Raw genomic sequence first — 12,058 nt, 5'->3', positions numbered from 1 at the left:
TTGTGCTCTGTTTTTTGGGTTAGTGGGTTTGTTTACTGTCCTGGCAGAGGAAGAGGATGCTCCCGTGCAATTGGAAAGAATTGTGGTAACCCCCGGTCGATTTACGATTTACGACGGCACCTCGGCAAAAATTTCCCTCTCTAAGGAGGCGATTGAGCGTTTTCCATTAATTGACAATGATGTCATGCGCGCGGGGCATGTTTTTCCCGGAGTGGTTTCGAGCGATTATAGCACGCGGTTCAGTGTCCGAGGGGGGGAAAAGGACGATATTTCGGTTAGATTAGATGGGATGGAACTTTATAATCCTTATCATCTTCAGGACTTTGGTGGGGCTGTCTCGCTGATAGGTCTGGAACTTGTTCAAAACACTGAGTTATTGATAGGTGGATTCCCCGCAGAATATGGAGAGAAGATGTCCGGTGTTTTTGACATCACGACAAGGACACCAAACACCGAAAAATTCGCTGCGAACTTTGGTGTCGATCTAATTAATGCGACTGCCGCTCTTGAGGGACCTCTCTCCGAAACAGGGAGTTGGCTTCTATCCGCCCGTCGTGGGTATATTGACCTGATTCTCATGCTTATGGATATTGACGAAAACTATAAACCACAATATGCTGATGTCTATAGCAAACTGACGTATCAGGTGACACCGACAGATACAGTTACACTTAATGGGTTGTACGGTTGGGATAAAAATCGGATTCGTGTGGACGATGTAGACAATAATTTAGATTCCCAATACGACAATTCGACGGCTTGGGTGAAATGGCGGCGGACGTTTGGTAGTTCACATTGGACGGATCTCTTTGTTTTCGCTGGTACCTCCAGTCAGGATAGAACAACAGGGAAAGCGGATTTTGATAATCGCGATTTCCGATTTTTCGGTACCAAAGCCGAACTTACGGCAACCCTTTTCGACAAACACACCTTTCGTAGTGGTGTTACATGGCGTTGGTTGACCGCGCAGTATCAATACGATGTTCAGGAACGGCAGGCAGGTATAAGTATCTACAAGCCAATTCTCGCTGATATTGATGGCAGTGGAAGTGAAATAGATCTGTTTCTACAAGATGAGTGGCAGCTGCATCCTAAATTCGCGCTCAATGTTGGTGGGCGTTATCTCTATCAGGATTATCGTGAGGAGGGTATCCAGCGTTATGAGGTCGGACCACGGGTGATGCTCGCTGTAAAACCGACAAAAAGCCTCACCCTAAGAGGGGCCTGGGGGATTTATCACCAACCTGTTCACCTGATGGGAGTTCCGGTAGAGGATGGCATTGAAACTGTCGGGCGAGCGGAGCGAGCCGTGCATCATATTCTCGGAGTCGAGTATACGCCTACCAGTCGTTTCTTGGTGCGCGTTGAAGGATATTACAACACCTTTAATAATCTTGTCGGACGACTCCGCGAGTTCGGACGACAGAATCAAGTTTTTACCTCACCTGAATCTGCGGATGCCAAAGGTGTTGATGTCTTCATGACGCATGCGGTTTCAACTCGATTGACGTGGACACTCGGCTATGCGTTCGGTATCGCTGAAGAGATTGCTAATAAGATCAAACGCTTCCGCCAATATGATCGACGACATTCTTTCGCTATCAGTAGTAGTTATCAGTTTGCGCCGACTTGGCACCTTTATCTCAGTTGGCGTTTCCATACAGGCGAACCGAGAACGCCGTTGATTCATAGCGGAGTCCGGTTATCCAATGGCGGTATCACTTGTGATCGGCAGTTTGGTGATGTGCACTCGGCGCGAATGCCTGCATATCATAGTCTCGATTTTCGTATTACGAAACGGAGTTCCAATCGAAGGTGGGAGCTGTCTTGGTATTTCCAGATTTTAAACTTATATAACCATGCGAATCTGGATCAGTACGCCTTTAGTGAAGTCCGAGACGAAGGGACGAATACTATTGTTGAGTGTGCTATTGAGGAAGAGCCGCTCTTTCCGATTGTTCCCACACTTGGGGTTACGGTAACCTTCTGAGGGCATAGGACTGTAGTCTTTCTTTGTAGAGATAATCTCTGGACTTTGTAGAGATAATCTCTGGATCGCGATTTTTCCTGAATGATGAACCTATTTTTTGTGAATCTCACCGACCTTCAAGAAAAGTAAAATGTTCAAGCGTATTAAAAAATCACTCAAGAGAAGCTGGCGACAGTATATTAGAAGTTTTCGGGATCGAAAGCTGCCGAAGGTCGCGCCCAGCGTCGCAGAAGCGATCCTTCCCTTGGAATCGGATACGTATACGATCGCACCAGATCAGCTCAAAGACATGATGGACAAAGATGTCCGTTTCGTTTTGTTAGACGTTCGGGAGGAGTGGGAATATCAGATGGTTCACCTCGACGGTGCTATGTGGATTCCCTTCGGTGAGCTGCCGAGGCGTTGTGGCGAGATTACCCCGGGCGTTGAGGTTATCGTCTATTGCCATTGGGGTATGCGGAGCCTTGATGCGGCGTTCCTTTTGCAACAGCTCGGTTTTAAATCGGCAAAGAGTTTAGTCGGTGGTATTGATCGGTGGGCGCAGGAAATTGATACGCGAATTCTGCGATATTAATCGCGAAGTAAAGCGGGATTTAGGGTAAAAGGGGACGCTGTCTACGATTCTGTTTTGAAATCTTGGCTCTGAAGTTCATATTTCTGCATCCGGTGCTGCAGTTTACGACGCGAAATACCAAGCAATTTTGCGGCTTGAATTTGATTCCCGTTGCTTTTTGCTAACGCACTGCAAACATATTCCTTGATAATTTCGTCAAGGGAGACCCCTTCTTCCGGTATATCGAACTCGACATCAGTCGTAGGGAGGGACGTGTCTAAGATTTCCGGCGGCAGTTCGTCTTTATCAATCACTTCATTTTCTGAAAGCACAAAGATCCGGCGGAGGTAATTTTCCAATTGTCGGATATTACCGGGCCACTGATACCGCCTGAGCACCGACATCGCTTGTGGTGTGACCTGTTTAGGTTGTGCCTCAGCATATTCGTTGCTGAATTTCTGGATGAGAAAATCTACCAACAGGGGAATATCCTCTGGATGTTCCCGAAGTGGTGGAACGTGGAGCGGAATAACATTTAGACGGAAATAAAGGTCGTCCCGAAACGCATCGTCTCGCACTGCTTGAACGAGATTTTTATTTGTCGCAGCAATCACACAGACATCTACTTTTACGCTTTCAGTGCCACCGATTCGCCGTATCTCGCGCTCCTCCAAGACGTGCAGCAGTTTACTCTGTGTTTGAATCGGAAGGTCACCGATTTCATCAAGGAAAAGTATTCCGCCGTTTGCAACCTCAAAAAGTCCCTTTTTCTGTTGTGCAGCGTCTGTAAATGCTCCCTTTTCGTGTCCAAAGAGTTCACTCTCAATAAGGGTATCTGGGATGGCACCGCAATTTACGGCGATGAAGGGTTTGCTTTCGCGCAGCCCGTGTTTATGAAGTGCACGCGCAATCAGGCTTTTTCCCGCACCTGTTTCGCCTGTGATGAGAACTTGTGTCACACCACGGTGCAAAATCCGAGCCATATTTTTCAAAAGCTCCTGCATTTTCTCGCTTTCACCCACGATTTCATCAATCTGAATTTCTGGCGTTGGATCCTCACTTTCACCTTCAGGACTGCGGAGCGCACCGCGTGCCTCTAACGCGTGTTTTACTTCCCGTTTCAGGACTTCAATTTGGATCGGTTTTTCGAGATAGTAGAACGCACCCTCGTGTGCGACAAGATTAACGGCATCATTCAGCTCCGCATACGCTGTCATGATAAGTACTGGTAGATCTGGGTCTGTTCGCTTGATTTCACGAAGCAGATCTCTGCCCTCAAACCGTGAGGACATCCACATGTCACTGATAACGAGATCGAACATCTGCATCTCTAAACTCTCAAGGGCGGCTTTGCTGTCTCCAACGGTTTCAACCGTGTACCCTTCGCGTTTTAAAATGCGCTGTAAAATCGTTAGTTGGGCTTGATCGTCGTCTACAATCAGTATTGATGCCATCGTCTTAGTTCTCCTCATTTTAAGCTGGAAGTTTGTGGGAATTATCTTCACTCAGCGGGAAACTGATTTTGAAAGCGGTTCCCATTCCCATTTTGCTTCGGACTTCAATCTTACCTTTATGAGCGGTGATGATTTGGTGTGAAACGGCAAGTCCCAGTCCTATGCCTCCGGTAGCGTCCTTCGTTGTAAAATATGCATCGTAAATCTGTTCCTGAATTTCTTCGGGGATACCAATGCCAGTATCTCGGATTTCGATCACTGCGTCTTTTGTATCTTGTTCTATCTTTTCAGTCAGGGTGGTTATGTAGATGCTACCCCCTTTCGGCATTGCTTGGATACTGTTTTGCACAAAGTTAAATATAGTCTGTCGCATTAAGGCTTCATCTAATGGGACATCCGGCAGATTTTCATCGTAGTTTCTGATGACCTGAACTTTGGCTTCTTCGGCGATGAGTGTGAATTCCGCTAAAACTTGCTCTACAAGAGTATTGAGGTTTACCGATTCTACATTTAATTTTCTCGGTCGATTTAAAGTAAGGAATTGCTCTGAAGTCTGTTTCAGTTCCGTTATTTTTTGGTCAACGATCTCTAAAAGTTCTTTCGCTTCTTCAATGTCGTCTTGACTTACCTTTCGTTGTGAGAAAACAGATTTCAGATGCTGAGCAGTCATCCCGATGGAATTAAGCGGGTTCCGGATTTCGTGTGCCACACCAGCGGCAAATTGCCCTAAAGCAGTAATCCGTTTTGAATGAGAGTCCCGGAGTTGCCACAGCATCCGTGCGAGATTGTAAGTTGCCCTCCCAATTTCATCTGATGAATAAACCTCCTGCGGCGATAAATCTCCGCTTTCTGCGCTCTGAATAATACGAGTCATCCGCTCTAATGGCTTCATAATTAGGTGATTTGTGGTTAAATCTATCAGAATCACGAGCAGTGCCCCAACAATTACGATCAATATTGCGTGCATTAGCAACGAATATCGAATTGATCTGCCGATATAAGGAACATCGAAAAGGACTTGTATGTAGCCGGTTAATGCTTTTTGAATCCACAAAGTCTCATCTTGCTTCCATAAATTATAAACCTCACCTTTTGCTTGATCTGTCATTCGCCAGCGTCTACCTTTTTCTTCGGTTATCACTGGATCCTCTGGCACATAGACCTTTTCGCCAAAGGCTCTCACCCAGACTTCATACGGTAGCGTCCCGGCATCGAGTTCACCAAAGGCTCTCACCCAGACCTCATACGGCAGCGTCCCGGCATCGAGTCTTGGTTCATAAGCGAAATCGATTGGCTTCAACTCAATTGACTTTGGTCCGGTCAAAACGGCAATATATTTAATAACAATAGCCGTTGCGTTCTGTCCCTCAACGGCGTATATCGTCGCGCCTTTCGTTTCAATTTGTTCAAAGTCCGCTGAATCAAGATTTATGTCACCGGTATCTTTACCGGCGAGCAGACTGGAGCGAATACGGGTATCATTTAAGGAGACGTGGATATTCAGCACATTTTGCATATCCGGATGTTCACGCTTCAGTTTATTCAGCACTTGATCGAGTTGCTGTGCATCAAACACTCTTGTGGTTTCGATCTCCATCTCAACAGCATCAAGGATTGCGTTTTCAGCGATTTTCCTCAGTTCAGCACCACGTTCTGCCCCCAAGGCGTGAAGCGCATTCATATCATTTCGGACCCGGATGCTATCAAAAAGGTAAAACGCCACAAGGATCGCTATAACAGAAAGGTTGATAACGAGGGAGTATTTCCATTGGAGTCGCATTTTAACCCATAACCCGTTGCACTGCCTTTTTCCACTGCGCGAGTTTTTCGTTACGTTGCTTTGCGTCTATTTGTGGTGAAAATACATGATTTTTAAGAGGATCACCATCAAGTGTTGCTTGGGCGGATCGATTCGCTTCTAATTCTTCAACGTTGTTCCACATACCGGTTGTGATACCAGCAAGGTATGCAGCACCGAGACCTGTTGATTCTATCTGTGCTGGACGTTCTACGTTTATCCCCAGTATGTCCGCTTGGAACTGCATGAGAAAATTGTTCGCGGCTGCCCCACCGTCAACACGTAATCTGTCGAGTGTCATCTCTGCGTCGGTTAACATAGCACTGACAACATCCGCGGATTGATACGCAATTGACTCCAAAGTGGCGCGGACGATCTGTTCACGCGTGCTTCCTCGTGTTAAACCGAGAATGGCGCCGCGCGCCTCAGCGTTCCAGTGCGGCGCGCCAAGTCCTGTGAAGGCCGGTACAACAAATACACCGCCTGAATCTGGTGTACTGGCGGCAATTTCTTCCGTTTCCCCCGCAGTATCAATGATCTGGATACCATCTCGGAGCCACTGGACAGCAGCACCGGCAACGAATACGCTTCCCTCCAATGCGTAAACAGGATTCTCATCTAAACTGCAAGCGAGTGTCGTCAGTAACCCTGTCTTTGTTGTTATTTTTTCGGCACCTGTGTTGAGCATAAGGAAACATCCTGTCCCGTATGTGTTTTTCGCCATGCCGGGTTCGGTACACAATTGACCGAAGAGTGCCGCTTGTTGATCCCCAGCGATGCCAGCGATTGGAATACCATCTAAGGATATATTTTTACCGAAGGTTTCGAGCCAAAAGTTGCGGTAGAAATTTGCTGTACCGAAGTTGCTTGCAGAGGGACAGACTTCGGGTAAAATTGCTTTCGGGACGTTCAAAATTTCTAAGAGGGTTTCGTCCCATGAAAGGGTATTGATATTAAAAAGCAGCGTACGCGATGCGTTTGTGTAGTCGGTTTTATGGACTGTGCCATCTGTTAATTTCCAAAGGAGCCATGTATCTACAGTACCGAATGCGAGTTCCCCGCGTTCTGCACGTTCTCGGGCACCGCTAACATGGTCGAGAATCCACGCGACCTTCGTTCCGGAAAAGTAGGCATCAATTACAAGTCCCGTTTTCGCTTTTATCTCTTCGGCAGCCCCCTCTTTTTCGAGGAGAGCGCATCTGTCTGCAGTGCGCCGACACTGCCACACAATTGCAGGATGGATCGGTTTTCCAGTGTGTCGATCCCAAACGAGGGTGGTTTCACGTTGATTTGTAATTCCGATAGCAACAATGTTCAGTGCATTTTCTTCGGCAAAAAGTGCGTCTATTGCTTGTAAAGTGGCGTTCCAGATTTCGCCTGGGTCGTGTTCTACCCAACCAGGTTCGGGATAATATTGTGTGAATTCTTGGTACCCTTGTGCGATAATGTTCCCCTGTACATCAACGAGGAGGGCAGTAGTACCTGTGGTGCCCTGATCGATTGAAAGGATACAAGCGGTATTCGACATACTGTAAGTGCTGCTCCTGGCGTGTTTTTTTAAGGATAGCACCGACTCGAAAAAAAATCAAGGTGAAAAGTTGACATCAAGTCTATTGTGCTGCTATACTATATTATCATATCTTGAATGTATTGTAGCACTATAAATTACACGGAGCCATTTTCGTTCTCTCGGTAAGTATCATAAGCAGTTCAGTTCCTTTAATCCCTTCTATCAAACGGAGATCTGAGTTTCCAAAACAGAGTTACACGGGGATGAACGAGACGGTTCTACGCTTTAAAAAGTTAGTGATCGAGTAAGATTAACCTAAGTTGCTATCTTAATCTTAAATAAACAAGAATTGTAGGGACAGGATACCATAGAACACCAGAGTTAGAGGAAATTCCTTATATTTTCAATCAAAAATGGGATATATCTGTCTAAAATCTTGTGAGTACCAACTTGGGTTAAGATTATTGTTGTGAATGTAACAGATTTTCAATAGTTCAGAGAGGAGTAAGCGTTGTGAAAAAAGCTTTGCTTTGTGCGCTTGTTGTGTTCTGCTTCGCTGCCTATCATAGTGATGCGCAGATTCAGTGGGATGCTGCAAAGTTTATGCCGTTGTCTGAGGTGGAACCGGGTATGAAAGGGAAAGGCTACACGGTATTTTCCGGAACGACGGTGGAAGAATTTGATTTTGAAGTTGTGAGTATTGAATACAACTATTTTCCAGAGTGGCACGTGATATGGTGTAAAGGTTTTAGCGACAACTTTAAACGCACCGGAGTCGCAGGTGGCATGAGTGGTAGTCCAATGTATCTTAATGGGCGGCTTATAGGTGCCCTCTCGCTGGGGTATTTCAATCAGCGGGAGCATGCCAATCTTTTTGGGGTCACTCCGATTGAAGCGATGGTTAAGATAGCAAAATGGGGTATGGAACCCAATCTCGCCTATGAAGGTACGCAACTCTTTAATCTCGATTCTGCTGTGATACAGGAATATGGGCTGGATATGGGACCTTCTCTGCTTCGCGATGGTAAGATTACACAGACCCCTCGCAGTTTTGATGAAGCGTGGCTTGAGGGCATTTCCAGTACCCCTTCCCGAACCCGCCCTGCGGAGTTGTTAAAACCTCTCGCTTTTCCGCCATTAAACCCGGAACTCATGCGGTTTGTTAAACCGATTTTTGACAAATTCAATTATACCCCTGTTCAAGCAGCGGGCGGTGGAGGTCGTGTTAAGGAGTCACCGGTTGAGGAAGGGCAAATAATCGGAACGGAGTTAATTCGCGGCGACGTTTCCTTCTTTGGCTACGGCACTATCACCTATGTAGATGGCAATGAGCTGCTCGCTTATGGGCACGGCGATTCACAAGAAGGTAATGTCAATCTGCCTCTTTCTGGAGGTCATGTCCACTTTATCATGCCGAGCCGTTCACGTTCCTTCAAAGTCGCAGCACCGACGCAGCCTATCGGGACCTTAGTGCAAGACAGGGAGACTTCAATCGCTGGGATTATTGGGAAGCACCCGAGTTATATTCCCGTCAATGTTAATCTCCAAACCAGCGATGGGAAACAGCACGAGAAGTATTATGAAGTGATGCGCCACAAGGGGCTGGCACCGTTTGGTCTTGGTATAGGGGTATGGTTCCTTTTGGATTCACTTGAATTCTATGTCGGTGACTATACAATGAATGTTGAAGCGACCATCACCTTGAAGGAGCACCCCGACCTCAAAACTCGTGAGTTAGTTTACAAAAACATCTATTCTTCCAGTTTTTCGCCAGGGCTTGCTGCCAGACAGACAGTCGTGATGCCACTGTTACAGTTAATCGACAACCCCTACACAAAGGTTCAGGTTGAGAATGTCTCCTTTGATGTGAAAGTAGAGGATAAACGGCGGACAGCGAGGATCCAGAGCCTCCGGGTGGATAAGCTCCGCTATCGTCCTGGGGACACTGTTGAGGTCGAAATAACGCTGCAGCCCTACCTTGAAGCACCTATTGTGCAAACAGGAACGATTACGATTCCTAAAGATGTTCCAGATGGGCTTGTCACGCTCTTAGCTACGAATGCGAGTTTCCACGAAGTTTGGCAGCGTAACAGGGCACCTCTGAGTTTTCGCCACAGAAACATCAACCAATTAGTTGAATTGTTGCAACGCGGCGAAAACAACACGAATATTATTATGGAACTCTTTGTGCCTGAACCGGGACTCACCGTTCAAGGTAAAGAATTCGCGCATCTGCCACCTTCAGTCATGTCTGTTATGAACACTGCGAAACAGATCGGCAATAGTGGATATACGACAGGCACAACCTTACACGTTGACAAAACGCCGACGGATTATGTTGTTTCTGGAAGTGGTATCATTCGATTTGTCGTGGATAGGAACGCAGAGTAATGCCCAAAAAAAGCGGAGTAGAGAAACCGAGACGCAGAAATCTCGCTCTATGGCATCCGTTAACAGGGTAAAGGCAGGAAGACCTCGTTCGATAATACGGGTGAACGCTTAATCATAAATACAAAAACTTAAATTTGGTGGCTTGCAAACATTGACGTTCAAGCTTTGCCTAAGTAACCCTACAGGAGGGTATTTTCAATGCGCCGTGTCATCTCCTTTTGGAGTCTTATTTTAACCGTCTTTATTTACGCAAATGTTGCATCCGCAGTCAAGACCTCTTTATGGGAACAACAAAACCATGAGGATTTTGAGGCTGGCAAACCTAAAGGTCTGTCATTTACGAGTACCGGAGATGTTATGTTGTCTCCGAAAATTGATTCTTTCACCAAACTTAAAGAGACTCAGGTCTGGGCACTTGTGGAAGATTCAGCAGGAAATCTCTACGCTGGTACTGGGAATGAAGGGAAAATCTATAAAATTGCTGCTGATGGTGACGATGCTGAGCTTTATTATAATTCGCCCGAGGTTACCATTTACAGTCTCGCTGTTGGACCCGACGGTGCCCTCTACGCTGGTACTGGACCCGATGGGTTAATTTACAAAATCACTGACGCTACAACGCCGCCTACAACACTTCTGAATGAGGGCGACAAATATGTATGGGCGTTGCAGTTTGATGATGCCGGTAATCTCTACGCAGCGACAGGCACCGATGGCAAGATTTACAAAATTACACCGGATGGTGAGTCCAGCGTCCTATTTGATGCCGAAGAAAAAAATATAATGACCCTCCTCCTACATGAAAACGGTTTCTATGCCGGCAGTAGCGAAAACGGTATTATCTACCATATTATGGAAGATGGGACCGCAAAGGTCATCTATCAAGCCAAAGAGAAAGAGGTTCGCGCCCTTGAAATGGATACCCAAGGTAACCTCTACGCGGCAGTTGTTACATCTCAGCCTGCTGAACCCTCAAGGGGACGCCGTGATTCAAGTGGACCCCCGACACCTTCTGGTCCGCCACCACCGGGGGGAAGGGCACCCCAGGAAAACAAATCTAACATCTACAAAATTCGTCCGGACGGAACTGCCGTTTCAGTTTGGAATTCGCCAGAGCCGCTTATCTTGGCTATCGTCCTTGAAAGTGACTCACAAATCTTGGTGGGCACCGGAGATGAAGGGAAACTTTACCGCGTCAACCCGATGAGTGGAGACTCTGTTGAAGTTGGCAAGTGTTCAGCGAATCAGGTTGTAGCGATACACCAGAAGATGGCGGATGGGAACACCAAGACATTCCTCGCGACTGGTAACCCGGGTAAACTTTTTAACCTCACGGCAACTTACGTCAAAGAGGGAACCCTTGAATCAGAGGTTCACGATGCCAAAACCCTGTCCCGTTGGGGAAAACTCTCTTGGGAAGGTGAGATGGCAGAAGGAACCGCAGTAGCCTTTTCGACCCGCACCGGTAACACCAAGAAACCGGATGATACATGGAATGAATGGTCCGATGAACTCACGACAGCAGAAGGCTCCCAGATTCCAAACGCGGATGCTCAGTACATCCAATGGCGCGCTAAATTCACCACCAGCGACACCACACAAACACCCATCTTGAAGAAGGTCACCCTTGCTTCTGTGCAGACGAATGTTGAACCACGGTTTACCAGTATTGAGGTAAATGATGGCACTGGCAGTGGGAACCAGGAAACAGGGCGGCGGTCTTCTGGTGGTAACTTAGCACCGCCAAGTAGGCGCGGTGGAGATAGTGGCGGATCCAGCGGTGGAGGCGACGCACCTTCTAAAAAGTGGAAAGTGAGTTGGAAGGTTGAGGACGCAAATGCTGATACACTTCAATATACGCTCTACTACAAGGCTGTTGATGAGGATAACTGGCGTCTCCTCAAAAAGGAATTGTCCAGTGCAAATTATGAATGGGATATCACCACCGTTCCAGATGGACGCTACACCTTAAAAGTCGTGGCAACCGACAAGCTTAGCAATCCGGTCGGATGGGCGAAATCGACTGAGAAGATGAGTAAACCCCTTAGGGTGGACAACACACAACCTTCTATCGGGGAAATCCAAGTTACTGCGAACGGCGATGGCACCTACAAAATTGCCTGTGACGTTACGGACATGACAACACCGATCCAGAAAGCGGTCTATAAGATTGACAGTGATGAGCACTGGAAGGCGATATTCCCTGAAGATGGTATCTTTGATTCCAAACAGGAGAAGCTTTTATTGGAAACCGGTGAACTCCCTGAAGGTGCGCACACGATTACCATTCAGGTAACAGATAGAGCGCAGAATATGGCAGTGAGCCGTGGAAGTTTCTAACAAATTTAGCGAATCGTAGGGC

The 12,058-nt window shown here is 46.9% G+C and carries 7 protein-coding genes; 4 read left to right on the top strand and 3 right to left on the bottom strand.

Annotated elements, in window-relative coordinates:
• Positions 1-64: 64 nt before the first annotated feature.
• A complete protein-coding gene (locus OXH39_21215) occupies positions 65-1,990 on the top strand; it encodes a TonB-dependent receptor (GenBank protein ID MCY3552988.1) in 1,926 nt (641 codons plus the stop codon).
• Positions 1,991-2,120: 130 nt separating this feature from the next.
• Positions 2,121-2,564, top strand: coding sequence for a rhodanese-like domain-containing protein (locus tag OXH39_21210; protein MCY3552987.1), 444 nt, complete (start codon positions 2,121-2,123; stop codon positions 2,562-2,564).
• Between the two features lie 41 nt (positions 2,565-2,605).
• On the opposite strand, the gene OXH39_21205 is transcribed toward OXH39_21210, so the two are convergent.
• The 3 genes from OXH39_21205 to glpK are packed head-to-tail and all read right to left on the bottom strand — an operon-like array spanning position 2,606 to position 7,323.
• Positions 2,606-3,997, bottom strand: a complete 1,392-nt coding sequence (locus OXH39_21205) for a sigma-54 dependent transcriptional regulator (protein ID MCY3552986.1) — start codon at positions 3,995-3,997, stop codon at positions 2,606-2,608.
• 19 nt (positions 3,998-4,016) lie between these two features.
• Positions 4,017-5,777 carry an ATP-binding protein gene (locus OXH39_21200; GenBank protein MCY3552985.1) on the bottom strand — a complete coding sequence of 587 codons (1,761 nt, stop codon included), beginning with the start codon at positions 5,775-5,777 and terminating at the stop codon, positions 4,017-4,019.
• Between the two features lies 1 nt (position 5,778).
• Entirely contained in the window at positions 5,779-7,323 is a 1,545-nt protein-coding gene (gene glpK / locus OXH39_21195) for a glycerol kinase GlpK (protein ID MCY3552984.1), read from the bottom strand.
• A gap of 495 nt (positions 7,324-7,818) precedes the next feature.
• Between glpK and OXH39_21190 the strand changes: the two genes are divergently transcribed.
• Together OXH39_21190 and OXH39_21185 are read left to right on the top strand one after the other, a co-directional pair.
• Entirely contained in the window at positions 7,819-9,696 is a 1,878-nt protein-coding gene (locus tag OXH39_21190) for a hypothetical protein (GenBank protein ID MCY3552983.1), read from the top strand.
• Between the two features lie 198 nt (positions 9,697-9,894).
• Positions 9,895-12,036 carry a hypothetical protein gene (locus tag OXH39_21185; GenBank protein ID MCY3552982.1) on the top strand — a complete coding sequence of 714 codons (2,142 nt, stop codon included), beginning with the start codon at positions 9,895-9,897 and terminating at the stop codon, positions 12,034-12,036.
• The last annotated feature ends 22 nt before the right edge of the window (positions 12,037-12,058 follow it).

The sequence above is a fragment of the Candidatus Poribacteria bacterium genome, assembly GCA_026702755.1.
In the GTDB taxonomy this organism is placed as follows: Bacteria; Poribacteria; WGA-4E; order WGA-4E; family WGA-3G; genus WGA-3G.
Note: the sequence above shows the minus strand (reverse complement) of the source record. Positions and strands in the feature narration are given on the sequence as shown.

Coding starts and splice junctions, on each gene's coding strand:
- OXH39_21185 (MCY3552982.1), top strand. CDS start 9,895: ATGCGCCGTGTCATCTCCTTTTGGAGTCTTATTTTAACCGTCTTTATT.
- OXH39_21200 (MCY3552985.1), bottom strand. CDS start 5,777: ATGCGACTCCAATGGAAATACTCCCTCGTTATCAACCTTTCTGTTATA.
- OXH39_21205 (MCY3552986.1), bottom strand. CDS start 3,997: ATGGCATCAATACTGATTGTAGACGACGATCAAGCCCAACTAACGATT.
- glpK (MCY3552984.1), bottom strand. CDS start 7,323: ATGTCGAATACCGCTTGTATCCTTTCAATCGATCAGGGCACCACAGGT.
- OXH39_21210 (MCY3552987.1), top strand. CDS start 2,121: ATGTTCAAGCGTATTAAAAAATCACTCAAGAGAAGCTGGCGACAGTAT.